21 protein-coding genes are annotated in these 26,027 nt (G+C 63.5%); 9 read left to right on the top strand and 12 right to left on the bottom strand.

The features are described from left to right. The first annotated feature begins 233 nt into the window (after nucleotides 1-233). The 3 genes from SA496_RS12780 (at nucleotide 234) to SA496_RS12770 (ending at nucleotide 4,453) form a co-directional block, all read left to right on the top strand. Nucleotides 234-1,832 carry a winged helix-turn-helix domain-containing protein gene (locus SA496_RS12780; RefSeq protein ID WP_330115521.1) on the top strand — a complete coding sequence of 533 codons (1,599 nt, stop codon included), beginning with the start codon at nucleotides 234-236 and terminating at the stop codon, nucleotides 1,830-1,832. 596 nt (nucleotides 1,833-2,428) lie between these two features. After that, the gene (locus SA496_RS12775; protein ID WP_153921914.1) at nucleotides 2,429-3,862 is read left to right on the top strand and encodes a catalase; all 1,434 of its coding nucleotides are present in this window, start codon (nucleotides 2,429-2,431) and stop codon (nucleotides 3,860-3,862) included. Between the two features lie 60 nt (nucleotides 3,863-3,922). Further along, nucleotides 3,923-4,453, top strand: coding sequence for a hypothetical protein (locus SA496_RS12770; RefSeq protein ID WP_153921916.1), 531 nt, complete (start codon nucleotides 3,923-3,925; stop codon nucleotides 4,451-4,453). Nucleotides 4,454-4,599: 146 nt separating this feature from the next. On the opposite strand, the gene SA496_RS12765 is transcribed toward SA496_RS12770, so the two are convergent. From SA496_RS12765 to SA496_RS12740, 6 genes are all read right to left on the bottom strand, one after another. Next, nucleotides 4,600-4,980, bottom strand: coding sequence for a RidA family protein (locus SA496_RS12765; RefSeq protein ID WP_120650886.1), 381 nt, complete (start codon nucleotides 4,978-4,980; stop codon nucleotides 4,600-4,602). Nucleotides 4,981-5,114: 134 nt separating this feature from the next. After that, entirely contained in the window at nucleotides 5,115-6,404 is a 1,290-nt protein-coding gene (locus SA496_RS12760) for an FAD-dependent oxidoreductase (RefSeq protein WP_330115520.1), read from the bottom strand. Between the two features lie 4 nt (nucleotides 6,405-6,408). Next, a complete protein-coding gene (locus SA496_RS12755) occupies nucleotides 6,409-7,986 on the bottom strand; it encodes an aldehyde dehydrogenase (NADP(+)) (protein ID WP_330115519.1) in 1,578 nt (525 codons plus the stop codon). A 76-nt stretch (nucleotides 7,987-8,062) separates the two neighbouring features. Further along, complete coding sequence (locus SA496_RS12750; protein WP_120650889.1) at nucleotides 8,063-9,010, bottom strand: dihydrodipicolinate synthase family protein; 948 nt, start codon at nucleotides 9,008-9,010, stop codon at nucleotides 8,063-8,065. Between the two features lie 74 nt (nucleotides 9,011-9,084). Continuing rightward, complete coding sequence (locus tag SA496_RS12745; RefSeq protein WP_330115518.1) at nucleotides 9,085-10,011, bottom strand: 4-hydroxyproline epimerase; 927 nt, start codon at nucleotides 10,009-10,011, stop codon at nucleotides 9,085-9,087. 33 nt (nucleotides 10,012-10,044) lie between these two features. After that, a complete protein-coding gene (locus SA496_RS12740) occupies nucleotides 10,045-11,673 on the bottom strand; it encodes an APC family permease (RefSeq protein WP_120650891.1) in 1,629 nt (542 codons plus the stop codon). A gap of 311 nt (nucleotides 11,674-11,984) precedes the next feature. Between SA496_RS12740 and SA496_RS12735 the strand changes: the two genes are divergently transcribed. Continuing rightward, nucleotides 11,985-12,764, top strand: coding sequence for an AraC family transcriptional regulator (locus SA496_RS12735; RefSeq protein WP_280359473.1), 780 nt, complete (start codon nucleotides 11,985-11,987; stop codon nucleotides 12,762-12,764). 211 nt (nucleotides 12,765-12,975) lie between these two features. Next, nucleotides 12,976-13,407: a glycine zipper domain-containing protein gene (locus SA496_RS12730; protein ID WP_330115517.1), complete on the top strand. Its 432-nt coding sequence runs from the start codon at nucleotides 12,976-12,978 to the stop codon at nucleotides 13,405-13,407. A gap of 109 nt (nucleotides 13,408-13,516) precedes the next feature. On the opposite strand, the gene SA496_RS12725 is transcribed toward SA496_RS12730, so the two are convergent. Both SA496_RS12725 and SA496_RS12720 read right to left on the bottom strand, forming a co-directional pair. Continuing rightward, the gene (locus tag SA496_RS12725) at nucleotides 13,517-14,581 is read right to left on the bottom strand and encodes an alpha/beta fold hydrolase (RefSeq protein ID WP_120650894.1); all 1,065 of its coding nucleotides are present in this window, start codon (nucleotides 14,579-14,581) and stop codon (nucleotides 13,517-13,519) included. Between the two features lie 218 nt (nucleotides 14,582-14,799). Next, nucleotides 14,800-15,702, bottom strand: a complete 903-nt coding sequence (locus SA496_RS12720; protein ID WP_153921933.1) for a LysR family transcriptional regulator — start codon at nucleotides 15,700-15,702, stop codon at nucleotides 14,800-14,802. Nucleotides 15,703-15,841: 139 nt separating this feature from the next. On the opposite strand from SA496_RS12720, the gene salA reads away from it, so the two are divergent. Both salA and SA496_RS12710 read left to right on the top strand, forming a co-directional pair. After that, nucleotides 15,842-17,131, top strand: coding sequence for a salicylate 1-monooxygenase (salA, locus tag SA496_RS12715; RefSeq protein WP_330115516.1), 1,290 nt, complete (start codon nucleotides 15,842-15,844; stop codon nucleotides 17,129-17,131). 72 nt (nucleotides 17,132-17,203) lie between these two features. Beyond that, on the top strand, nucleotides 17,204-18,559 hold the full coding sequence (locus SA496_RS12710) for an MFS transporter (RefSeq protein ID WP_280359472.1): 1,356 nt from the start codon (nucleotides 17,204-17,206) through the stop codon (nucleotides 18,557-18,559). Between the two features lie 143 nt (nucleotides 18,560-18,702). Here the strand turns inward: SA496_RS12710 and SA496_RS12705 are convergent, their stop codons facing one another. Beyond that, nucleotides 18,703-20,412, bottom strand: coding sequence for an amidase (locus tag SA496_RS12705; RefSeq protein ID WP_330115638.1), 1,710 nt, complete (start codon nucleotides 20,410-20,412; stop codon nucleotides 18,703-18,705). Between the two features lie 517 nt (nucleotides 20,413-20,929). Here SA496_RS12705 and SA496_RS12700 point away from each other — a divergent pair. After that, nucleotides 20,930-21,181, top strand: coding sequence for a hypothetical protein (locus SA496_RS12700; protein WP_153921942.1), 252 nt, complete (start codon nucleotides 20,930-20,932; stop codon nucleotides 21,179-21,181). A 123-nt stretch (nucleotides 21,182-21,304) separates the two neighbouring features. Here SA496_RS12700 and SA496_RS12695 read toward each other — a convergent pair whose 3' ends face one another. After that, on the bottom strand, nucleotides 21,305-23,785 hold the full coding sequence (locus SA496_RS12695) for a putative bifunctional diguanylate cyclase/phosphodiesterase (protein ID WP_120650899.1): 2,481 nt from the start codon (nucleotides 23,783-23,785) through the stop codon (nucleotides 21,305-21,307). Nucleotides 23,786-24,450: 665 nt separating this feature from the next. Between SA496_RS12695 and SA496_RS12690 the strand changes: the two genes are divergently transcribed. Then, entirely contained in the window at nucleotides 24,451-24,954 is a 504-nt protein-coding gene (locus SA496_RS12690; RefSeq protein WP_330115515.1) for a hypothetical protein, read from the top strand. Between the two features lie 199 nt (nucleotides 24,955-25,153). Here SA496_RS12690 and SA496_RS12685 read toward each other — a convergent pair whose 3' ends face one another. After that, nucleotides 25,154-25,780 carry a helix-turn-helix domain-containing protein gene (locus SA496_RS12685; protein WP_120650901.1) on the bottom strand — a complete coding sequence of 209 codons (627 nt, stop codon included), beginning with the start codon at nucleotides 25,778-25,780 and terminating at the stop codon, nucleotides 25,154-25,156. Nucleotides 25,781-25,783: 3 nt separating this feature from the next. Beyond that, complete coding sequence (locus tag SA496_RS12680; RefSeq protein WP_162945807.1) at nucleotides 25,784-25,945, bottom strand: hypothetical protein; 162 nt, start codon at nucleotides 25,943-25,945, stop codon at nucleotides 25,784-25,786. Nucleotides 25,946-26,027 lie beyond the last annotated feature (82 nt).

Here is a 26,027-nt window from a genome sequence, read left to right as displayed (position 1 = left end):
CTCCGCTAAGGGGCTGCAACCATCGCAGTCCGTGTAGTGAGAGAGTGCCGCTGTGTGTCAGGGAAGTCCTTGTGGCGGCCTTGAGTTGTCCTTCGGGGAAGCTTGTTTTTTCGTCCAGGGGAACAGTTGTTGCAATGATTTCCGTTGGAGCGGCCGGTGCATCCAGCAAGGCGCCGCCGTGGTATCAATGTCAGCTATTGACCTGCAGTCGCGTTCGCGAGGAGACACCGATCTTGCAATTCATGTTTGGAGACTACGTGCTCGACCAGGGGCGCCGGGAACTGACCTTGCGCGGGCAAGTCGTGGCCGTAGGGCCACAGGTCTTCGACCTATTGCTGCTGCTCGTCAGCAACCGCGACCGCGTTGTCAGCAAGGACAACCTGCTCGAGGCAGTCTGGAACGGCCGAGTTGTCTCGGAGTCGACGATAACCAGCCACATCAATGCCGTTCGCAAGGCCATCGGTGATTCCGGCGAAGAGCAGCACCTGGTGCGGACGGTGGCCCGCAAGGGGTACCGCTTCGTCGGTGACATCAAGGTCGTTGAGGTCGGTGAAACGCAGCTGCCTGCCGGGCCGGGCATTGGCGAAGATGAACCGGTCGAGCGGAAGGCAACGCCTCCCGCCGCGCTCGTCCTGCCAGACAAACCCTCCATTAGCGTCCTGCCCTTCCAGAACCTCAGCGGTGACCCGGACCAGGACTATTTTGCCGACGGTATCGTCGAAGACATCATCGTTGCGCTGTCGCGTATCCGTTGGCTGTTCGTCATCGCGCGCAATTCCAGCTTCACCTACAAGGGGAGGGCGGTGGACCTGAAGGAAGTCGGTCAGGCGCTAGGCGTGCGCTATGTGCTGGAGGGCAGTGTGCGCAAGGCCGGGAACAAGGTGCGCATCACCGGGCAACTCATCGACGCGACCAGCGGGACGCATCTATGGGCGGAGCGTTTCGAAGGGACGCTCGATGACATCTTCGAGTTGCAGGAACGGATTGCGGAAAGCGTGGTAGGCGCCATTGCGCCGCAGCTCGAACTGGCTGAGATCGAGCGTGCCAAACGCAAGCCCACGGAAAGCCTGGACGCTTACGACTATTACCTGCGCGGAACAGCGAAGCTGCACAGCGGCACCCGGGACGCCGCCGAGGAAGCGTTGAACCTTTTCTACAAGGCCATCGAACTTGATCCTGAGTTCGCATCGGCCTATGGCATGGCAGCCTGGTGCTATTTCTGGCGCAAGTTGAATGGCTGGATGATCGATCGGGAAAAGGAAATTGCCGAGGGGGCGCGGCTTGCGCGGCTAGCGATGGAGCTCGGTCGGGACGATGCGGTGGCGCTGACGCGGGGCGGGCATGCGCTTGCTCATCTGGTGGGCGATCTCGATGTTGGCATCGCGCTTGTCGACAGGGCTCAAATGCTCAACTCCAACCTGGCTACCGCCTGGTTCCTTGGCGGGGTCTTGCGTGCGCTGCGCGGTGAAACTGACGCCGCCATCGAACACTTGAACCACGCCGCTCGCCTGAGTCCGCTGGACCCGGAGATGTTCAGGATGCAGGTCGGGATGGCGATCGCGAACTACTTCGCCGGGCGCTTCGATGTTTCGTCGGCCTGGGCGGAGAGGGCGCTGGAAAACCTGCCCAGCCTCCTGCCCGCCGTCGCGCTGGTGGCGGCCAGCAATGCCCTGCTCGGCCGGATGGACAAGGCGCAGCACGCGATGCAGCGCCTGCACGAGCTGAACCCATCCCTGCGCATCAGCAACCTGAAGGACTGGCTGCCGATAAAACGGCCGGAGGATTTCGCGCGGTTCGCGGAAGGATTGCGCCTGGCCGGCTTGCCCGAGTGACCGCAATGCCAGTGCGCGCGGCGCACCCTAGGTCCAACGTCACGGCAGCCTCCGCTGTAGGGCGCTCCATGCGCACCAGGACCGTCGGTTGGCGCCGAGTGCAACGCGGCCCGGCAAGGTGCCGGGAACATGCACCCGACGTTGGGCTTATCAGGCTCAGCATCCACCTACGCGCCGGTTCATAGCCCCAGGCACGGCTTCAGGCGGCACCGGGCAGAGCGGCGTCGCCGGAAAAGTGAACCAAGGTATCGAAGCCCCACGCGAGGGTATGAGATTACCGACTTCAGGTAGAAGTGCCCCGGCATATCCCAAGGCTTATCGTGGCTTGCGCTCGGCGATTCGACCGGGTCGCACGAGGTCATTTCGTTCCAGGCGGTAAAGGCCTCGCAACTGCATAGCCGGCGCCCCGATTCACGAGGCAGGACGGCCGGTCTCACAGCCACCAGGCAAGCGACTCCGCGCGGGTTGATCGATACGCTGCTGTTCGAATGGGCGGGGCCACCTGTACCTCCCGTCTGGTCATGCGAATCAACGGCCGATCAATGCCAACGCGCAAGGTTGTCCTGATGACCAACGCTCACCAGAAGGAAAGGAAGATGAACGAACTCACCACGGCATCCGGTGCTCCCGTCGCCGACAACGACAGCATCCAGACCGCTGGACCTCTTGGGCCGGCACTGCTGCAGGATGTCTGGTTGTTGGAAAAGCTTGCCCATTTCGACCGCGAGGTGATTCCGGAACGACGTATGCACGCCAAGGGCTCCGGCGCCTACGGCACCTTCACCGTTACCCATGACATCACCCGCTATACCAAGGCCAGGCTGTTCAGTACTTCCGGGAAAAGAACCGAGGTCTTCGTGCGCTTTTCCACGGTGGCGGGCGAACGCGGCGCGGCCGACGCCGAGCGTGATATCCGCGGGTTTGCCATAAAGTTCTACACCGAGCAGGGCAACTGGGACCTGGTAGGCAACAACACCCCGGTGTTTTTCATTCGTGATCCGTTGCGCTTTCCCGACCTGAATCATGCCGTGAAGCGTGATCCGCGCACCGGCCTGCGCAGTGCCCAGAACAATTGGGACTTCTGGACGCTGTTACCCGAGGCACTGCACCAGATCACTGTGTTGATGAGCGATCGCGGGATTCCCGCCAGCTACCGGCACATGCATGGCTATGGCAGTCATACCTTCAGCTTCATCAACGCTGCGAACGAGCGTCACTGGGTGAAATTCACCCTGAGGAGCCAACAGGGTATCCGCAACCTCACCGACGAGGAGGCCGCAGCCCGCATCGCCCATGACCGCGAGACTCACCATCGTGACCTCTTCGAGAGCATCGAGCGTGGCGAATACCCGCGCTGGACCCTGTATGTCCAAATCATGAGCGAGCAACAGGCTGCCGCCCACTACCACAATCCGTTCGACCTGACCAAGGTGTGGCCGCACGGCGACTTCCCCCTGCATGAGGTTGGCGTCCTGGAGCTCAACCGTAATCCGGACAACTACTTCGCCGAAGTGGAGCAGGCCGCTTTCAGCCCGGCCAACGTAGTCCCGGGGATCGGCTTCTCACCCGACAAGATGCTTCAGGGGCGACTCTTCTCGTACGGCGACGCCCAGCGCTATCGCCTCGGGGTGAACCATGCCTCGATCCCGGTGAACAGCCCGCGTTGCCCAGTGCACAGCTATCACCGCGACGGCCTGATGCGGGTTGATGGCAACCAGGGTGGTCGGTGCCCCTATTCCCCCAACAGCAGCGCCGAGTGGGTCGACCGCAAGGACTTTGCCGAGCCTCCGCTGGCGCTACAGGGTCCGGCTGACCACTGGCTGCAGCGCCCGGATGAGGACCATTTTTCCCAGGCAGGCGAGCTTTTCCGTCTGATGACCCCGGCGCAACGACAGGGGCTGTTCGACAACACCGCACGTGCCATGAAGGGCGTTTCCAGGGACGTCATCGAGCGTCATATCAGCCACTGCGCCCAAGCCGACCAGGCCTATGGCTCCGGTGTCCAGGCAGCGGTGGAGCGTCTCCACTGAGCAGCGTTCGGCCCCGTCCGTGCGGGGGCGCCGGTCGTCGAGTGCAAAAGGTTGAACGTCATGAACCACGCCAAGGTCTGCTTCTCCAGTCACACCGGCGGACGAGTCGATCGCGCTGCCGCGCCGGCTCTGTGGCTGCCGGCCGCCACTCGGATAGAGCTGGTGGATCTGCTACAGCAACAGTACGTACTCACTGTTGACGTGCACGCCGATCTGCAACAGGCCCAGTGGCTTTTGCGTCGCCTTAGCTTCAGGGCCTTGCGCAGGGTGCTGCGCAGCATGGCGCTGATGGCGGCCAGCCAGCTGGGTCCTCTTGCTCATTCCATCACTGGGCTTGGCGGCTACCTGCCTGGCGCCCACGTGTTCCAACCCCAGCTGATGTTCGACAACAGGGCGCCCCTCTGCTTCTCGGAATGCATTGCACGGGTCCAGCGGGACATCGAAGAACTGGAACGCCTGCCTGAGCGTCTTGGCCGACTGCTGGAAGGGGACTCGATTCGAAGCGAATCGCTCGCCGCCCTCCGGCTGGAGGACACCCGACTGGCCAGCAGGCTGCTGGTGGCCAGGGTGCGTCATGTGCTGGCGCCGTAGGTGTCGCACGTCATGCCGTAGTGCGCCCAATTCAGGCACGTCGTCTCGTTTGGGCGCACCAGGGCCGAAGGTTGGCGCAGCGTGCAACGAGGTCCGACAGGGTGTCGGGATCAAACCGCACGCTCAGCGCCATCCTGCGAAAACGCTCAGCCCTTGGCTGCGATTGCAGTGACTTCCACACGCATGCCTTCCACCGCCAGCGCAGCCACGCCAACGGCGGCGCGAACCGGCCAGGGCTTGGCGAAGAAGCGCTGGTAGACCTCGTTGAAGGCGGGGCGGTCGGCCATATCGGTGAGATAGATGGTCAGGTGCATGACGCGGTCCATGGAGCTGCCGGCGCGCTCCAGCGCGACCTTCAGTGCCTGTAGGGTGCATTCGCTTTGCGCGACGATGTCGCCCAGCTCCAGGCTGCCGTCGGCGCGGGTAGGGATCTGGGTGGACACCAGCAAGCCGCCGAAGCTGGCGACGTCCGAAGAAATGGATTCCGGGTCTGGATCTGGGAGGAAAGTGAGGTCGTGGTTTGCCATGGCAGCTCTGCTCGAGTGGTAGGAAGGCGGCTTGTACATCACCCCCGGTGGCTCGGCCAGCCGGGGCGTCCGCTGGGGCGACGCCGTTTTCGCGGCCAGTTTATAGCGCCATGGGTGGCTCCAGAAGCCGCAAGTCAGAATCGGTCGAGCCGATAGGCTTCCAATGCCGCTAACCCGTGCTGGCCATCGGTTGTTGCCGGCAAGGCCGCCAACTGGGCGATGTGTTCTGCAGTCACCGCAGCCTGGGTCAAGCCGAGATGCTGGTGGCCGAAGGCGAGCAGTACCTTGCCGTCGCACACCCGGTCGATGATCGGCAGGGAGTCCGGCAGGGATGGACGAAAGCCCATCCATGGCGTGGCTGCTTCGACACTCAGGTCACGGCGGAACAGGCCTTTGCTCAGTCGATGCAGCTGCCAGGCGCGCTCCATGTTCGGCGGCTGCTCGAGGCCGGCGAACTCGACGGTACCCGCCAACCTCAAGCCGTCAGCCATTGGCGTCATGATGAACTTGCGCTCCAGCGAGGTGACTGCGAATGGCAAGCGCTCATGCTCATTGGGCAGCATCAGGTGATAGCCGCGTTCGGTATCCAGTGGCACCTTCCTGCCGGTTAGCGCCGCGGTGATCCTGGCCGAGTGGGCGCCGCAGGCGATCAGCACCTGGCGGGCATGCAGGCCGCCGTCATGGGTGGTCAGCACGATGCCGTCCTGGCGCAAATGGCCACCCTGAACGCTTTGCCTGCGGAACTGCACACCCAGGGATTTCGCAGCTGCAACCAGTTCACAGACCACCCGGTAGGGATCGAGGAAATGCCCGGTGCGCGGAAAGAACAGCCCACCCTGAACCCGTTCGCTCAACTGCGGAGCCGCTGCATGGACGACCTCGGCCCGCCAGAAATCGACCGCCACGTCCTGGCCGCGCATCCGTGCCTGCAGGGCTTCGAGCGCCCGGCGCGATTCGGCGCGTTCGAACACCAGCAATGAGCCGTCTTCCTTCAGCAGGCCCGGCCGGTCAATCGTCTTCAGCAGCCGCTGCCAGGCACCGAGGCTGCCTTCGTTGAGCGCGCGTATGCCGGCGACGGTTCGCCGGAACGGCGTTGGGTGCAGGTTCAGCAGTAGCCGCGTGAACCAGGGCAGGGCGCGTGGCATGTATTTCCAGTCCAGGCGCAACGGACCCATGGGATCCATGAGCATGGACGGCAGTCGTTTCAGGATCGACAGGTCCGCAATCGGGAACACCTGTTCGGTGGCCAGGTGCCCGGCATTGCCGAACGAGGCGCCCTGGCCAGGGTCATGCCGGTCGATGACCACTACACGCTTGCCCTGGCGCGCCAGCTGCAGGGCGCAGGCCACGCCGACGATACCGGCGCCGACCACGGCGATGTCCGCGTGAGTCTGTGACGCGTTTGATGGATTGGCGTTGACCATGTTCCTAGGCCTCTCTCTGGCCATCGAGCAGGCGGCGCAGCCGCAAAGGGTTGCTGTGCCGGAGTGCGGACGGCAGCAGGCCGTCGGGGAAGTCCTGGTAGCAGACCGGCCGCAGGAAACGCAGGATTGCGGCGGTGCCGACCGATGTCGTGCGTGCATCCGACGTGGCCGGGAACGGACCGCCGTGGACCATCGCATCGCAGACTTCGACGCCAGTTGGCCAGCCATTGACCAGCAAGCGGCCAGCCTTGCGCTCCAACGTGGGCAGCAATGCCCGGGCTTGCTCCAGATCGGCCTCGTCCAGATGCAGGGTCGCGGTCAACTGGCCTTCCAGGTGTTCGGCAACCTCGCGGACCTGCTCATCGTCGGCACACTGCACGATCAACGACGCAGCGCCAAATACCTCGCCCTGCAGGGCCGAATCGGCAAGGAACGCCTCTGCCCGGGTCACGAACAGGCGAGCCTGGCATTGGTTGGGGCCTTCGCCCGGCAGACCGGTCGCCGCTGTTTGCGCTTGGCTGTGCTCGGCCAGCTTGGCAACGCCGGCGGCGAAGGCCTGGAAGATCCCCGGGGTGAGCATGGTCTGCGTCGGGCTACGCCCGACGTGCTCGCTAGCCGCGACGATGAAGCGATCCAGTGCCGGGCCCTGACGGGCAATCACCAGGCCGGGGTTGGTGCAGAACTGACCTGCGCCCTGGGTCAGTGAGGCGACGAAGCCTTGTGCCAGCGCCTCGCTGCGTGCCTGCAGGGCTGCGGGGAAGAGGAACACCGGATTGATCGAACTCATTTCGGCGTACACCGGGATTGGCTCGGGGCGCGCTTGCGCGGCATTGCACAAGGCGACTCCGCCGCTGCGCGACCCGGTGAAACCTACCGCCTTGATACGCCTGTCGCTGACCAGGGCGATGCCCACTTCGCGACCGGAGCCATACAGCAGCGAAAATACGCCTCGCGGCAGGGCGCATTTTTCCACGGCGCGGGCGACGGCCCGACCTACCAGCTCGCTGGTGCCAGGGTGGGCACTGTGGGCCTTGACCACCACAGGGCAGCCGGCCGCCAACGCCGAAGCGGTGTCGCCACCGGCCACCGAGAAGGCCAGGGGGAAATTGCTGGCGCCGAACACGGCCACCGGGCCGAGCGGCACCTGGCGCTGGCGCAGGTCCGGGCGCGCAATGGGATTGCGCTCCGGCAGAGCCGTATCGATCCGCGCATCGAGCCATCCACCGGCACGCACGGTGCGGGCGAAGAGTCGCAGTTGCTGGCAGGTGCGACCCCGTTCGCCCTGAATGCGCGCGCGCGGCAGGCCGGTCTCGGCCATGGCCCGTTCGACCAGCGCATCGCCAAGGCTTTCGATCTCGTCGGCAATGGATTCGAGGAATTCGGCGCGTGCCGCCAGTGGCGTCTCGCGATAAGTGTCGAAAGCTGCCCAGGCCAGGGCACACGCCTGGTCCACATGCTCGCCTGTGCCGCCCGGATAGGGCGGGTCGAGCGGTATGTCAGTGGCCGGGTCGATAGCCCGGATCGCTTCCCGGCTGCCAGTCACGCTGTGCCGGCCTATGAGCATGTTGCCTGTCAGGGTCATGGTGCTTCCTGGAGAATTGAGTGGGTCCGTCTGCGGAACAGCGATGTTCCGCAGGGGCGCGATTAGCAGCGGGTCGTCAGGCGACATTCTGCTCGGCTGACCAGTTGGCGTACCACTGGCGGAACAGCGCGTACTGGTTCTCGGCATAGCGACGCTGGGCATCGCTGAGCGCATCGCTCTCGTTGAAGTGCAGGGTGTATTCCGTGTCGCCGTTGAGCACCATCAGGTGTTTGTAGTAGAGCACCAGGTCGCAGCCTTCGTCGAAGGAGGAGAGCACCGCCAGCGCGGACTCCAGCTCCCGTGCCAGTCGGCGCGCCCTGGCATCGCCCTTGGCTGCCTGCTTGCTCAGCGCCACCAGGTGCAGCACTTCGCGGGGCAGGGCATTGCCGATACCGGTGATGGCGCCCGTGGCGTTGCAATTGACGAAACCGTGGACCACCTGGGTATCGACACCGACCATGAGGGTGACCTCATCGTCCTTGGAGGTGATGTTCTCGGCCGCGTAGCGCAGGTCGGCGGCGCCACCGAACTCCTTGAAGCCGATCAGGTTCGGGTAGTCGCGGCGCAGTTCGAAGAACAGGTCGGCGCGGGTGGCGAAGCCGTAGTAAGGGCTGTTGTAGATCACCGCCGGCAGGCCCGGAGCCGCCGTGAGGATGGCGGCGAAGTGTGCCTTCTGCGCAGCAGGGGAGGCACCGCGGGAGAGAACGCGAGGGATCACCATCAACCCGTGGGCGCCAACCTTGGCGGCGTGTGCAGCGTGGGAGACCGCCTCGCGGGTGTTGACCGCACCGGTGCCGACGATGGTCGGGATGCCAGCGGCCACCAGGCGCGCCACGCCTTCCTGGCGTTCGGCTTCGGTGAGCAACGGCCAGTCGCCCATGGACCCGCAATACACCACGGCACTCATGCCGATATCGATCAGCTCGCGGCCCTTGGCCACCAGGGCGTCGTAATCCGGCTTGCGTTCGGCGGTGCAGGGGGTCATCAGGGCGGGGATGCAGCCGGTGAAGATGTTGTCGCTCATTGTTTTAACTCCTTGAAGCAGTCATGCAGGTGTTTGGGGGAAGAGAGGGTCGAAGTGGTATCCGTCGCGATGGCTCAGATACCCCATGCGAAGGGGTCCTGTTCATCGATCAGCAGGGTGCTGTCGGCGGTCATGTAGGCGCGGCCGGTTATGAAGGGGCGGATGCGCTCGCCATCCCATTCGTAGCGGCCTTCGAACTGGCTTCCGGTGATGCTCGCCTGAATCCAGGATTGGCCTGCGGCGAGCTTTCCATCGGCCGCCAGGCACGCCAGCTTGGCGCTGGTGCCGGTCCCGCAGGGCGAGCGGTCGTAGGCCTTGCCCGGACACATGACGAAGTTGCGGCTGTCGGCCTCGTCGTCATCGGCGAACAGCTCGACATGGTCGATCAGGGCGCCGTCTGCGCCGTGGATGCACTGGGCCTGCAAGGCCTTGAGCATCGACCAGGTGAACTCGGTCAGGACCTCGACGTTGTCGAGGTGCAAGCTCTGGCCATGTTCTGAAACCAGGAAAAACCAGTTGCCGCCCCAGGCGATGTCGCCGAATACGAGGCCGTGGCCAGGGACCTCGACCGGAACCTGCTGGCGGTAGCGGTAGGCCGGCACGTTGCCGACGGTCACTGCGCCGTCTTCATGCAGGGTGGCGCTGACCTGGCCGACCGGGGTATCGATCTTGTGCACGCCGGGGCCGATCAGCCCCAGGTGGTGCAATGAGGCGACCAGGCCGATGGTGCCGTGGCCGCACATGTTGAGGTAGCCGGCGTTGTTGAAGAAAATCACGCCGCACGTGGCATCCGGGGACACCGGTTCGCAGTACAGCGCACCTACCAGCACGTCGTTTCCGCGTGGTTCCAGCAGGCAGGCGCGGCGCCATTGGTCATGCTGCTGGCGCAGCGCATCACGCTTCTCGGCCATGCTGGTGCCGGTCAGTTCGGGGAACCCCTTCATCACCAGGCGAGTGGGTTCGCCGCCGGTGTGGGAATCGACGATGTGTACGCGTTTCATATTCCTGTCCCTTGAGAAAGCACGGAGGCGACGTCAGGAGGACGCCTGGGGATGAGTGCCGATGGGGTAACGGGCAGAAGTGGCGTCGACGCCTGCTTCGCTTTCATCGTCGCCGGTCAGACGCACCAGATGAGCGGGCAGGCCGGTTACGGCGCCCCAGTAGTAGATGCCCATGGCGCATGCCGCCACGACCAGGGTGTCGAACGGATGGCCGAGCACACCCAGGCCACCGAAACTGCCGAGCCCGGAGAGCACGATGGTGAGGGCGTAGAAGCCGATCAGCCACGCCGATGACCGCACTTGCTGGCGCAGGTCGATGTGTTGGGTCGGCACGAAGCGGCCGCACAGCAGGTACACGACGAACATCAGGATCTGCAGGCCGAGCAGCCAGGACACGGTGCTCCAGCCCGACCAGTAGACGATCAGGGCGGCGATGATGAACGACAGCGGGCCAAGCAGGCTCATGGCCTTGACGCGGAACGGGCGTGGCATGCCGGGTGCATTGTGGCGCAAGGCGGCCACGGTGACCGGTGCGACGGCGTAGCTCAGTACCAGCGCGGCGGAGACCACGTTGATCAGGGCTTCCCAGGACGGGAAAGGCAGGGTCCAGAACACCGACAGGGCGAAGGTCAGCCACAGTGCCGGGCGCGGGATGCCGGACTTCTCGTCGATGCGGGTGAAGACCTTGAAGAAGGTGCCGGTTTGCGCCCAGCCATAGACGACCCGAGGCGTAGCATTCATGTAGATGTTGCCGCAGCCGCTGGGGGAGATCACCGCATCGGCGACCACCAGATAGGCCAGCCAACCCACGCCCAGCGCCAGGGCGATATCACGATAGGGCAGGGCGAGTTCCTTGGAGACGCCGCCCCAACCGTTGACCAGCATTTCGGTGGGCACGCCGCCGAGGAAAGCCACTTGCAGCAACACATAGATGGCGGTGGAGAGCAGCACCGACAGGATCAGCGCAATCGGAATGGTCCGTTGCGGGTTCTTCACTTCGCTGGCCACCGAGATGATCGGCGTGAGCCCGAGGTACGCGAAGATGATGCCGCCAGCGGATACCGCCATCTCGATGCCGGAAAGGCCGAAGGGCGCGAAGCCCTGGGTCTCGAAGTTCTCCGGTTTGAAGAAGCTGAACAGCACGCCGATGACCAGCAGCGGCACGATGAACTTGAACACGCTCACCAGGTTATTGGCCTTGGCGAAGGTCTTCACGCTGCGGTAGTTGAGCATGAAGAAGAGGCAGAGCAGGCCGAACTGCACGAGCCAGCCGATGACCGTGGGATCGCTGGAGCCAGCCTTGGTCAGCTCGGGGAACCAGGCGGCCGCGTATTGGCGAGAGGCGACCACTTCGATCGCCACCAGGCTCGAGAAGGCGATCAGGGTGATGAAGCCCATCAGGTAGCCGAGCAAGGGACCGTGGGAGTACACCGGGTAGCGCACCACGCCGCCGGCACGCGGTAACGCGGCCCCCAGTTCGCAGTAGACGATACCCAGCAACAGCACGGCGAAGCCGCCCAGCAACCAGGAAAAGATGCCTGCAGGACCTGCGATGGATGAAACGTGACTGGCCGCGAACAGCCAGCCCGAGCCGAAGATGGCCCCCAGGCCGATGAAGGTAAGGTCTATCAATGAAAGTTGTTTCTTGAACTTGCCTGACATGGCGTCGCCTTCTTGTGAGTTGTTGGATAGGCAAAGGTGGTGTCACTGGAAGTTGCGATCGGCAGTGCGCCAGGAATGGGTCGTTGGTGACCGTTTCCTGTTGTTTTCTGGCTGCACGCGATGGCCATAGAGTGGACCGGCCGATGCCCCTGCGCTTGATGGTTTTCTTCAGATCGAATGACGAAATCAGCACAATTAAATAATTGCAGTGGCACTCGCAGTGCTGCATCCGAGCCTGCTCGACAGGCTGTGTGCCTTGCGTCAATCTGCCCGCCACGTCCTGGCCGGTCGGCCTTTGAGGGGGAAGAGTCATGACCCAGAACGCGCTTGCGATGCTGTGCCAGGGAGCAGATCAGCAGCGTCCCGAAACCATGGAGCAACTGTTGGCGGGTGTGGCCCTGCTGTTGCCCATGCTGGATGTGATTCCGAATGCCGCGATCTTCATCAAGGATGATCAGGCCCGCTACGTAATGGCCAATCGCACACTGGTGCAGCGGTGCGGCCTGAAGCAGTTGCAACCGCTACTGGGCAAGACCAGCGCCGAGGTTTTTCCCGCGCAGCTGGGGCCCGGTTACACCGAACAGGATCGACGGGTCCTGGAACATGGCCACGTGTTGGAAGACCAGTTGGAACTGCATCTGTACGGGAGCCGCGAACCGGGTTGGTGCCTGACGCACAAACGACCGCTGTACAGCCGCAGTGGTGAAATCATCGGTCTGGTGGGCATCTCGGTGGACCTGCAGTCGGCCAGTGATACGCACCCGGCCTACCAGCGCCTCGCTGCCGTGGACGAATACATCCGCACGCATTTCCATCAACCCATCACCTTGGGCGAGTTGACGCGCATTGCCGGCATTTCCGTGGCTCAGCTGGAGCGCTACTGCAAACGGGTGTTCCACCTGACACCGCGGCAGCTGATCCACAAGGTGCGGCTGGAGCACGCGCATCGGCTATTGCACACCGACCTGCCGATTACCGAGGTTGCCCTGCAATGCGGCTACACCGACCACAGTGCATTCAGCCGGCAGTTCAAGATGCTGACCGGGTTTACCCCGCGACAGTACCGACAGGCGACTGGCATCGAGTGGTGAGGTCGCCGATATCGGTCCTCCCCGATTGTTTGCTCGATACCTGCCCGGACCCCACATGAGTTCGCTGGCTGGCATTGCGGTTTGCTCGATAGGCGGTAGCGCTAGCCGGTAGTCCCTTGACTCAGGTCCATGAACGGCCCGACTTGCGTTGTCTGGTGATCTCGCATCCGCCAGAATCTGCTTTTTCCCGTCCTGTCAGAGGTTCGCAAGCATGCGCAAATCATTATCCGCATTGGCACTCAGCATCCTGGCGTCGCAGTACGTAGTCGCCGGCGAAACCACTAATACAGCAATCGGCGGTGGCGTCGGTGGGGCTTTGGGCGGCGTCGTTGGCCAGGCGGTCGGCGGCAGCACTGGCGCTGCGATTGGAGCCGGCCTGGGCGGTGCGGCGGGCGGCGCGGTGAGCGCGAAAGATGGCAAGAAGACAGAAGCGGCAATTGGCGGTGGCCTTGGCGCGGCTGGCGGCCAGGTGATCGGCAACAGCGTAGGTGGCTCCACCGGTGGTGCAATCGGCGCCGGCCTGGGCGGGGCGGCCGGTAGTGCTATCGGCAACAATCTGGCCGATGACGACGACCACCACGACCACTACGACAACCGCAAGGCCAGCCACAAACATAAACACAAGCACAAACACAACGACTGATCCCCGCTGTCGTTGCACGAAAGCCCGCCTCTCTGGCGGGCTTTCGCGTTTCATTACCCGGATGATTCACCTTCAGCCCTGAGGTGCCTGCAGTCAGGCCAGCCTGGCTTCAGAGCTTGTCAGCATCGATGACAGCCTTGGCGAACGCCTGCGGATCTTCCTGTGGCAGGTTGTGGCCGATGCCGCCGGTGATCAGCCGGTACTCATATTTGCCGGTGAAGCGCTTGGCGTAGTCCTCGGCTTTCGGATGCGGTGCGCCGTTGGCGTCACCTTCGAGCGTAATGGTCGGCACGCTGATGGATGGCGTAGTGGCCAGCTTCTGCTCCAGGGCCTGGTACTGACTCTCGCCCGGCTCCAGGCCCAGGCGCCAGCGATAGTTGTAGATGGTGATGTCGGCGTGGTCAGGGTTGTTGAGAGCGGCTGCGCTGCGATCGAATGTGGCGTCATCGAACGCCCATTTCGGAGAGGCCAGTTGCCAGATCAACTTGGCGAAGTCGTGGGTGTTCTGTTTGTAGCCCTCACGGCCGCGGTCGGTGGCGAAGTAGAACTGGTACCACCACTGCAATTCAGCCTTGGGTGGCAACGGCTTTTTGCCGGCAGCCTGGTTGCCAATCAGATAGCCGCTGACCGACACCAGCGCTTTGACGCGCTCTGGCCAGAGCGCGGAGACGATGCCAGCCGAGCGCGCGCCCCAATCGTAACCGCCGAGTACGGCCTGTTTGATCTTGAGCGCGTCCATGAAATCGATCACGTCACTGGCCAGTGCGGCGGGTTGCCCATTGCGAAGGGTTTTCCCGGAGAGGAAATGTGTGTCGCCGAAGCCTCGTGCGTAGGGCATCAGCACCCGATAGCCCTTGGCGGCCAGCAATGGTGCGACCTCGTCATAGCTGTGGATGTCGTATGGCCAGCCGTGCAGCAGGATGACCACCGCCCCGTCAGCCGGGCCGACTTCGGCATAGGCCACGTTCAGCAGCCCGGCCTTCACATGTTTCAGCGGGCCGAGTGGGGAGGGGGCTACCTGGTGAGTACGCGCCCCGGTCGCGGCGGGCGCCATGCTGGCGGTGGTTTGCGCGTGGGCTGCGCCGAGTTGCAAGAGCGCCAAAGCGAGGATCGAGGCGCTGACGAGGTGACGGCGATTCTTGTCGGACGCGTTGTTCCGCTGTGCCATCGACATGGTGATGTCTCCGTTGCTGGCGATTGGTTGAGGGCCGGGTAGTCCCCTTCGGGCCACGCAAACAGTTGAATGCCACGGCGTATCTGGCCTGTGTCGAATCTACGGCCGGACTGGTAGGCGTGTATCCCGACCTCCTTCAGAGACACTTTGATACACGGCAACTCGACAGGACGACGCCCGGCCTGCCGCGCAATGGCTGCATCTGGCCGGCATCTTCTTCAATCCGCGAACAGCTCGAACATCAGTTGCCTGATCCAGCGATTCGCGGGGTCACGGTGGTACTTCGCGTGCCAGAACAGGTTGATGTCGATCTCTGGCAACTCGACCGGGTGGGGCAGGGCGACCAGGCCGAAAGGTTCGACGCAGGAGTCGGCAAAGCGCTCAGGCACGGTGGCGAGCAGGTCGGTGCGCTGGAGGATATGACCGACGGCGACGAAGTGCGGCACTTCCAGGCGTATATCCCGCTCTATGCCCAGGCGCGCCATGTGGGCGTCCACCTCACCGTGACCGGTGGTGGCGGCGATCACCCGTACATGACCGTAGCGACTGAACCGCTCCAGGGTCAGCGGTTCGCGGGTGGCCGGGTGGTCCTTGCGGCACATGCACACGTAGCGATGCTGGAACAGGCGGCGTTTGTAGAAACCCGCCTGCAGGTGCGGCAGCAGCCCCACGGCTAGGTCGACGGTTCCGTTCTGCAGCGCCTCGATCAGCGTGACCGAGGTATTGCGCACGGTGCTGATTCGGCATTTGGGCGCCAGCCGGGCCAGCGCGTCCATCAGGCGCGGGGTGAAGTAGATTTCGCCGATGTCGGTCATGGCGAGGGTGAAGGTGCGCTCGCTGGCCAAGGGATCGAAGTTGTCCTGCCGGCTCAGGGCATCTCGCAGGGTGTGTATGGCCAGTGACACGGGCTCTGCCAGTTGGTCCGCGTAGGGCGTGGGCTCCATGCCCTGGTAGGTGCGCACGAACAGGTCGTCCTGCAGGGTGGTGCGCAGTCGCTTGAGCGCGTTGCTGACGGCCGGCTGGGTCAGCCCCAGGTTGTCGGCGGCCGTGGATACGCGCCGGTCGATGAGCAATTGGTTGAAGACCACCAGCAGGTTCAGGTCCAGATCGCGCAGGTCCATGGGGCGTCCCGTGAAGTGGAGGGTTCGATAGGAATATTCATAGCTGAAATAGTCTGTATGCGAGTTGGTGCATTTATCAATATTTCTCGGGTCGCCATGATGGTTCCACTCCAACAACAACACCATCATGGGTACGAACATGAGCAAGAAGCCTGCTTTGCGCGTCGGCATCATCGGCGGCGGTATCTCCGGCGTCGCCCTGGCACTGGACCTTTGCCGTCACTCCCATCTCGACGTCCAGCTCTTCGAGTCCGCCCCTGCCTTCGGTGAAGTGGGCGCCGGCGTCTCCTTTGGCGCCAACGCAGTCCGGGCCATCGCCGGTCTTGGGCTCGCGGAGCCATACGGGCAACTGGCCGACCGTACCCCTGAGCCCTGGCAGGACGTGTGGTTCGAATGGCGCCGCAGCAGCGATGCCGGCTACATCGGCGCCAGTGTGGCGCAGGGCGTGGGGCAGTCCTCGGTGCACCGGGCAGACTTCCTGGATGTGCTGGCCAGCCGCTTGCCCGAAGGCGTGGCGCGTTTCAGGAAGCGCGCCGTCGGCGTGGAGCAACAGGGCAATGAGGCACGGGTGCTGTTCACCGATGGCAGTGAGTACCGGGGCGATCTGCTGATTGCCGCAGACGGTATCAAGTCCGCCATGCGCAGCCATGTGCTGGAGGGGATCGGCGCCGCGCCGGTCGCTCCGCGCTTCACTGGCACCTGCGCCTATCGCGGCCTGATCGATAGTCAGCGCCTGCGCGAGGCCTATCGCGCTGCCGGGGTCGACGAGCATCTGGTGGATGTACCGCAGATGTATCTCGGCCTCGACGGCCACATCCTCACCTTCCCGGTGAAGCAGGGCCGCATCATCAATGTGGTGGCGTTCGTTTCCGACCGCAGCAAGCCCAACCCCGAATGGCCCGAGGATGCCTCCTGGGTGCGCGAGGCCAGCCAGCGCGAAATGCTCGAAGCATTCGAAGGTTGGGGCGATGCCGCGCGCATCCTGCTCGAATGCATTCCGGCGCCCAGCCATTGGGCGCTGCATGACCTGGCCGAACTGCCCGGCTACGTGCACGGCCGCGTGGCGCTGATCGGTGATGCCGCGCACGCCATGCTGCCGCACCAGGGGGCCGGGGCAGGGCAAGGACTTGAAGATGCCTACTTCCTGGCGCGCCTGCTGGGTGATCCGAACGTGAGCCAGGGCAACCTGGACGGATTGCTGGCGGCCTACGACGCCTTGCGCCGGCCGCGTGCGTGTCGCGTGCAGCGCACTTCCTGGGAGGCGGGCGAGTTGTATGAGCTGCGCGACCCGGTCGTCGGTGACGACGAGCAGGCCCTGGGAGCGACCCTGGCCAGTCGCTTCGACTGGCTGTGGAACCATGACCTGGACGCAGACGTCGCCCAGGCCCGCGCCCGACTGGGCTGGGAGGCCGTCAGCCGCTGCGCCTGATTCCGCCTCGTCCTACCGGGGCGGGCCTGCAGGCCGCTCCGGCTCTATAACAACGACAAGAAGAGACATGCCATGCGTACCATCGATGTTTCCGCCCTGCTCGACGGGGCTCGCTTCAATGCCTTTCACGCACGCGTGCTGTTCTGGTGCGCGCTGATCATCATTTTCGACGGCTATGACCTGGTCATCTACGGCGTGGTGCTACCCGCGCTCATGCAGACCTGGAACCTGACTGCGCTCCAGGCCGGCCTGCTCGGCAGCTGTGCGCTGGTCGGGATGATGTTCGGTGCGCTGTTCTTCGGCCCGCTGTCCGACCGCATCGGACGCCGCAAGACCATCATGACCTGTGTGGTCCTGTTCAGTGGCTTCACCGTGGTCAACGGCTTCGCCCGCACCCCTGAGGAGTTCGCCATCTGCCGCTTCATAGCGGGGCTCGGCATCGGCGGCGTCATGCCGAATGTCGTCGCGCTGATGAACGAATACGCGCCGAAGAAGATTCGCAGCACCCTGGTGGCGGTCATGTTCAGTGGCTATTCGGTAGGGGGCATGCTGTCCGCCGGCCTGGGCATGGTGCTGATACCGCACTGGGGTTGGCAGGCGGTGTTCTTCGTCGCCGTTGTGCCCTTGCTGGTATTGCCGTTGCTGGTGCGCCAGCTGCCCGAATCGATCAACTTCCTGGTTCGCCAGGGCAAGGTCGGAATGGCCAGTGAGCTACTGGAAAAGGCCGCCCCGGAATACCGGCCCGGCGCTGGTGATCAACTTGCACTGGCCAAGGGGCAGGCTGGCAAGGCCGCCATTGGCCAGCTCTTCCACGATGGGCGCTCGCTGAGCACCCTGATGCTCTGGGTGGCGTTCTTCTGCTGCCTGCTGATGGTCTACGCCCTGAGCTCCTGGCTGCCGAAACTGATGAATGCTGCCGGCTACGGGCTCAACTCCAGTCTTGCGTTCCTTCTGGTGCTGAACTTCGGGGCCATCTTCGGTGCCATTGGCGGCGGTTGGCTCGGGGACCGGATCGGTCTCGGTCGGGTGTTGTTCGCCTTCTTCACTCTCGGCGCGCTGTCCCTCAGCCTGTTGGCGCTGAAATCCCCGCTGCCGGTGCTGTACCTGCTGATCGGCATGGCTGGTGCCTGCACCATCGGCACGCAAATCCTCGCCAACGCCTGCGCGGTGCAGTTCTATCCGGCGCATATCCGTTCCACCGGACTTGGCTGGGCCATGGGTATCGGCCGCATCGGCGCGATCATCGGCCCGCTGCTGGGCGGTGCGCTGCATGCCGCGCAACTGCCGATTCAGGCGAGCTTCCTGGCCTTCGCCCTGCCGGGCCTGATCGGTGCCGCCGCTATCCTGGTGTTTCTCTGGCACCGTCCTGGCAATGGAGCGCTGGTCAGCGATGCGGTCGACAAGCCGCTGGAGTCCGTCTCCGGTTGAGCAAGTAAAGCCGAGACCGCCCCGGATACTGCCGGGGCGGGATTCGTCTGAAGTGAACTACTGGGTGCATGTCTGGACTCGCCCGTCCCTGACCGTAGTGAGCGGGATTGGGACTCGCCGCCCCAATCCCGCCCGTTACATCGTCAGCCGCGCGGCAATGGCGGGGTGCGCGGGGGGATCAGACGCTTCGAGCCGGTCGATTCGAATGCCGAGGCGAAGCGCAGCAGGGCCGAGTCATCGTATGCGCGACCCGCGAAGGTCAGCCCGATGGGCATGCCGATGTCCGGCATCACGCCCATCGGCACGGTGACCGTGGGAACGCCCAAATGGCGGATGGCGAGATTGCCGTTGGCAACCCAGATGCCATTGCTCCAGGCGATATCCGCGGACTGCGGATTCACATCGGCATCCGCCGGGCCAACGTCGGCCACCGTCGGAAAGAGCACCGCGTCCAGGCCCAACTGGTCCATCCAGTCTTCGAGGTCCATTCGACGCGTCTTTTCGAGACCGCGCAGACCATCCGGAAGGGTGGGGATCTGGTCCCACTGCTTGATGCCGCGTTCGGCCATGCGCACGTATTCGTCCATGCCGGCGGCCAGGTCGCCTTCACGGTTCGGCAGGGTGCCCGGGTCGTGGGGGAAGATCTGCGGTCCGTCGACGTCGACGAGGCGGTTCAGCTTGGGATCGCCGTTGGCGCGCAGGAAGTCATCGAAGCCCCAGGCCGACAGGTCCCAGAGCTCGTCATGCAGGAACTCCTTGGATACCACACCGCGGTTGAACACAGTCGGCGCGCCGGGGCGATCGCCCTCGCAGTTGGACACCAGTGGGAAATCGACCTCGACCACTTCGGCCCCGGCCGCTTCGAGTGCCTTGCGCGCCTCTTCCCAGAGACCGATGACGGAAGGGCGGGTATTGATTCGTTGCCCCGTCGGGCCGCCAATACCCGGTGCTTCGCTGGTGCCGGCTTCCAGATCCTTGTTGATGAACATGCGTGGAACGCCGAAGCGTTTGCCCGCCAGGGCCTCGGGCGTGGCAGCGAGATCAAGGTAGGACGCGGGGCGCACCGAAGCGACGCTGGGGATCGGCACCCACGGCTGCAGGCGCCACAGGTCGCCACGTTTGTCCGGGTCCTCGGCTACGACCACATCCAGTACTTCCAGCAGGTCGGCCATGGTCCTTGCGTACGGCACCACGACGTCCATGGTCGGCGTCAACGGCCAGTTGCCGCGTACCGAGATCACCCCGCGCGAAGGCGTGTAGGCGCACAGGCCGTTGTTGGACGCCGGCCCGCGCCCGCTCGACCAGGTTTCCTCGGCCAGGCCGAATGCCGAGTAACTGGCTGCGGTCGCGGTGCCCGCACCATTGGACGAGCCCGAGGCGAACGGCGCGGTGAGGTAGTTCGCGTTGTATGGACTCTCCGCACGACCGTAGACGCCGCGCTGCATGCCACCGTTGGCCATGGGCGGCATGTTGGTCTTGCCCAGACAGATGGCACCGGCGGCGCGAAGCCGTTCGATGGTGAACGCATCGCGATAGGCGATCAGGTCCTTGAAAGCCGGGCTGCCGGATGCCGCGGTCAGCCCTTTCACCAGGTAGCTGTCCTTGGCCGTATAGGGAATGCCATCCAGTGGTCCGAGCGTTTCGCCTCGCGCGCGGCGCGCATCGGATGCTTCGGCTTCCTTGAGCGCCTCGGGGTTGCGAACCACGACTGCGTTCAGAGCGGTTGGGGTGTCGGGACCATCGTAGGCATCGATCCTGGCGAGATAGGCCTGGACCAGCTCGACAGCTGTCGTGCGGCCGGACTCGAGCGCGGCGCGCAGTTGGGCAATGGAAACCTCGGTTACCTCGATCATGCTGTCACCGCCGGTGGTTGTTGGGTTATGCATTGAATCTCTCCATCACGCTGAACGCGGGGTCCAGGAACATCAACTTGCTAGAACCAGTACTCATTTCGGCCCTCGTTTCAGCGCAACACGGCTCAGGGCTCGGCTGAAACCAGGGCCAGGGTATTCAGCGCACTATTTTGCACCAAGCGCGATGTGGATGAGTCGCTGACATGCATCGACTGTCGATGGCAAGCATCCCGGCCGCCAGGGTTGCGCATGCGTGTGGAGGCGGCCCGTCTTCAGGTCGAAGACGGGCGGCACGCCCCGGGAGTTTCGCCGAAGCGCACGCAAGGCTGAACCATCGCGGTCAGCGATCAGTGCTGGCAGAAGCGGGCCCGGTTGCCGAAACGACCAGGCATTTGCAGGTTGAACGAGGCCCAATAGGGAACTTGCCAAGGAACACCGCTTGGCGGCTCCACCGCATGGGCCGGGATAATCGGTTGTAATGAAAGAGCCGGGAATCCTGGCCAGAGGAGGGCATGTCATGCCTATTAGTCGATTTTCTGTGTGGGTGGTTGCGATGTTCCTGACGGTTTCGGCAGGTGCGTCCTGGGCCACTGAGCAGGCCGAACAACGCCGGGCCGCACGCGAAGTGCGGCAGGAAACACGGCAGGACTCACGCCAGATCAAGCAGGACTGCCGCGCCGCTGACCAGCAGTACAACGCACAGTGTCGGCAGGACAAGCGCCAGACCAAGCAGCAGGGGCGAGAGAGGGCAAGGGACATCAAGTACTGAGCACGCTTTGCAGACCTGGCTTTGTGTAGGAGCGAGCGTGCTCGCGAAAGTCGAGCTCAGCAGGTTCGCGAGCAAGCTCGCTCCTACATGCCACGCTCCGAGCACAATGGGCGCTTGGAGGACTCAGTTCTCCGCCATCGACCGTTCGTGGACGTACTGCTTGAACTGTTCGGCCGGAAGAGGGCGGGAGAACAGGTTGCCCTGGTAGGTGTGACAACCGTGGCTGACGAGGAAGGCGCGTTGGGCCTCGGTTTCCACGCCTTCGGCAATCACCGAGAGCCCGAGGATCTGGCTCAAACTCACGATGGCGCAGGCGATGGCTGCGTCATTGGGGTCGACCAGCACGTCGCGGATGAACGACTTGTCGATCTTCAGCTGGTCCAGCGGCAGGCTCTTCAGGTAGGAGAGCGACGAGTAGCCGGTGCCGAAATCGTCCAGTGACAGGCCAATACCGATCTCCTTCAGTTCGATCATCTTGGCGACGGTATTTTCCATGTCTTCCACCAGCAGCCCCTCGGTCAGCTCGAGCTTGAGCCTCCTCGGGTCGGCACCCGTGTAGCGCAGCACGGTCAGTACCTCTTCCACGAAGTCGGGGTGGTGGAACTGGCGGGCGCTGACGTTCACCGCGACGACCAGTCGGGCGGTTTCCGGGTGTTTGGCCCAGGTCGTCAGCTGAGCGCACGCGGTTTGCAGTGCCCAGCGACCGAGCGGCAGGATGAGTCCGGTTTCCTCCGCCAGCGGGATGAAATCGGCCGGCAACACATTGCCGCGTTCGGGGTGCTGCCAGCGCATGAGTGCCTCTGCACCCACGATGCGGCCCTGGCTGTTCACCTGAGGCTGGAAGTGCAGCGATAGTTCCTTGCTTTGCAGGCCTTGTCTCAGGTCGGACTCCAGTCTGGCGCGGGCAGTGGCGACGGCCTGCATCTCCGGGTCGAAGAAACGCATGGTGTTGCGTCCGGCGGCCTTGGCGCGATACATCGCGAGGTCCGCGCGCTTCATGATGTCGTCGACGGTATTGAGCTGCCCTTGGAACAGGGCGATGCCCAGGCTGGGCGTGCTGTGGTGTTCGTAGCCGTCCAGCGGGTAGGACAGGTTCAGCGAGCTGAGGATCTTCTCGCAGATGGTCTTGGCCTGGATGGCGGCATCCGGGGGGTTCTCGCTGAGTCCTTCCAGCAGGACCACGAACTCGTCGCCGCCAAGGCGGGCGACGGTATCGCTTTCGCGAATGCAGGCGGACAGACGATGGGCGACCTGTTGCAGCAGCATGTCGCCCCGGTCGTGCCCCAGGGTGTCGTTGAGGGCCTTGAAGTTGTCCAGGTCGATCAGGATGACTGCGCTCGTGTGCTGGCTGCGGGCGCTGCTGGCCAGCGCGTGCTGCAGGCGATCCAGCATGAGTCGCCGGTTGGCCAGGCCAGTGAGTTGGTCGTAGAAGGCCAGGCGCTTGACCTCCTGCTCCGCGGCTTTGCGGTGGGAAATGTCGGTGTTGATCGACAGCACGGACTGCGGCAGGCCGTTGTCGTCGCGTACAAGGGTGCGGTGGCTCTCGAAGTTGATGGTGCTGCCATCCCTGCGTCGCAACGTTACCTCTCCCGACCAGTCGCCCAGTTCGATCAGGCTATGGGTGGCCGTGTCGATGGGGGCATGGCTAGGGTAAATGAGCCCCTGGGCCGACATGCCCAGCGCCTCGTCCCTGGTCAGTCCGTAAAGTCGCTCGGCGCTCCTGTTCCAGTAGAGGATGCGGTGATCCATGTCGTGTACGACGATGGCGTCCTGGGCCTTGTCCAGCAGCGATGCCTGCTGGCGGAACTGCCGTTCACTCTCGCGCAGTACGCTCAGGTAGCCTTCGCGCTCTGCAGCGTGGGACTCCATTTCACGTCGGATACGGCGCCCGTAGAAGACGGCTGCGGTAACCATCAGCAGCACGAAGACCATGATGGCGTATTCGATCCGGCGCAGTTCCTCGACCGATTCCAGTTCCTCCTCCAGGAGCTTGCTTTGGATCAGGCCGACGCGTTCGCGCACGGCGGCAAGGGAGGCGAGCAACTTGGCGTACTTGCGGTCCATGGTCGCCATGCGCTTGCCGGCTTCGTCCGACTTGCCTTCACGGAAGAACGAGAAGATGAGCGTGGCCTCTTTCACCATTTCGACCATGGCCGAGTCGACCTCTGCCACTTCACCCTTCAGGGCGAGCGTGAAAGCCTGGATGTCCGCGCTGTGTTCGGCCTGATTGGCGATTCGCACTTCCAATTGCTGCTTGGCGTTCGCCAGATGCTCGTCGAAGGCACGCAAGGCGGCAGTCATGTTCTGCGATTCGGCTTCGACATCATGGGTGTCGAACACGTTGTTGCCCGGCGCGTTCACTTCCGAGGCCAGGCTTCCAAGGGTCGAATAAGCGGAAAGCTGCTGGACCCAGGACTGGTTGGCCTTGATGGAGCGGTGGTAGGTATCGACGATCAGGTGGTTCAGGAGAACGCTCAGCACCACGACCAGCACGTCGAAGCCCGCAAGGAAGAAGTACATGCGGTGCCAGCGGGTCGTGGGTTGATTGTTCGAGTGGGCAGATATGACTTGGTTGGCAGCGCTTTCGCTTTCGAACGAATCCATTTCACGATCTCCAACCAACGTCCCTATGTATGGACCTGATAAGCGCCGTTCAAAAAGCAAGACATCCTGTTCGTTCAACCCCGGCACCGGATCCCCCGGAACTGGCGCCAGATACCGATTTCCATTCGGTGTGGTGACACTCAAAGCATAGCCATGGATTTGCCATTATTTCGCGGGCCGACTGCTGGTCCGCAGGTGGCGACGGGCTGTCGTGATGAGCGCGGCGATCCCAGCGGCCGTATCCATGGTTAGGCTCTTTCCCGCGCGATCACCGTGCAGCCCGGCAGGCTCAGACGCTGCGGTTCGCCATCAGCGGGAAATCGCGCTGAGTGGGTGGGCACTCCAGGACGGGTCCCTCCGACTTTGTGCAGGCACCGGGGCTGGGCAATAAGAAGTGCCCGGTCGTTAGATTGAATATTCACTAGGGTTATTTGCTAATTCCTGAAACGCATATCCATTGCGCCGATAAAGCCGCTATCGATTCATGCCTGTTCGTGATCGCGGGCAATTCGCTGTGATCACGAAAGCAACCACTGCAATCCATGGCGAAATCGCCGGCCGGGCATGTCCAGCCGACGCTGCCTCGTCACCTTGTCCGACAGATTCGCGCCCCTAGAATCGGCCCCATTCCGGTTACACATTCCATCCTTTGAGGGAGCGCCACCATGATGAATGCCATGCAGATGCAAATGCCGATGTCCGCCAACACCATGATGCCGATGATGGGCATGCCCATGATGATGGCCACCATGCAGTGCGACATGCAGGACGACGGCATGATGTGCAAGATGATGCCGGCCATGGGCATGGACATGACGATGTTCCGCAACAGCGCGGAAATGATGGCGATGATGATGAACTGCGGCATGCCGATGATGATGCACTGCGGCAACATGTCGATGATGTGCACGTCCCAGGCCGGCATGGCCATGATGCCGATGCTGAACATGATGCCGATGATGGGGATGGGCATGCCCATGCCGTCCATGAAGTGCATGATGGAGTGCTCGACGCAGGGCGACGCCATGATGTGCAAGATGATGCCGATGCAGGGCATGAACATGGAAATGTTCAAGAACTGCTGCGCCCTGATGATGAAAATGACAGAGTGCGGCATGCCCATGATGATGAGCTGCAACGGCATGCCGATGATGTGCTGCACCTGCTGATTGGCAGGATGTGAAAAAGCCCGGCCGGGAATCCCGCCGGGCTTTTTTTGTGCCTGCTCGTCAGGTCTTGGCGCGACGCAGGGCAGTCGTAGGGCGGACATCGCTCTTCATGTCCACCATCGCGGTTCGGCATGGCACTGATGGTGGATCGGTGAAGCGTGATCCACCTTTGTGGGGGTGTGTGGGGAAGAGGGGCGGCTCAGTCGAGCCGCTCGGCGTAGGTGGTAACCAGGTAGGCCACCGCTTCGCTGTTGGAGGGGTTGCGGTAGGCGTGGGGTTGGTCGGCGTAGAACAGGATCGAATCGCCGGTGGCGAGCAGGAAGCGTTCCTCGTTCACGCTGATCTCCAGCACGCCCTGGGCGACGACCAGGTTTTCCTGGGTGCCGGGGGCATGGCCGGGAGAGTCCTCGGTGGCCAGTCCCGCCAGGCGCAACTCATAGAATTCCACCTGGCGCGAACAATCGAAGGGAAACAACGCGCGGCTGACGAAGCTGCCGTCGCTGCTCACCAGGCGCTTGCTCTGGCGTGCCGGTAGTACGGCGACGCCGTCGAATGCGCGGTCATCCAGGAATGCGGCCACAGAGACCTTCAGACCCTGGGCAATCTTGCACAGCACCTTGATCGAGGGAACGCTGCGCCCGGATTCGATTTGCGCCAGCATGGCGCGGCTCACGCCGGAAACGCGGGCCAGACCGTCCAGCGAGAGGTTGCGCTTGGCGCGCAGGCGCAACAGGTTGCTGGCGACGCGCTGGCTGATTGGGTCGTCTACGGCAGTGGCCGAGAGCAACACCTGGTCAACGGCGTCGAGAGGTAGCGAATGACCCATGACTCACGCCTCGCGAATGCCATTTTCCCTCTGTTGCTGGATGAGCTGGAAAGCCCCGTAACCAGCCCGGCATGCGTACATCGTCCACATCAGCTCGGCCATGCGGCGCGCTTGACGGCGCGTGCGATAGCGGGCGAGGTCGATGACGTTGTCGGTGCGGTCCATGATGCAGCTCCTTGGGGAGTCCTGAGGGTTACGGGAGCAAGACTAGCTTTTGTCTTCTTAGATCAATAAATACTTAATTATT

Source organism: Pseudomonas sp. JS3066 (assembly GCF_036328175.1).
Taxonomy (GTDB): Bacteria; Pseudomonadota; Gammaproteobacteria; order Pseudomonadales; family Pseudomonadaceae; genus Metapseudomonas.
The sequence above is the reverse complement of the archived record's forward strand: the minus strand, read 5'-3'. Positions and strand labels throughout refer to the sequence as shown.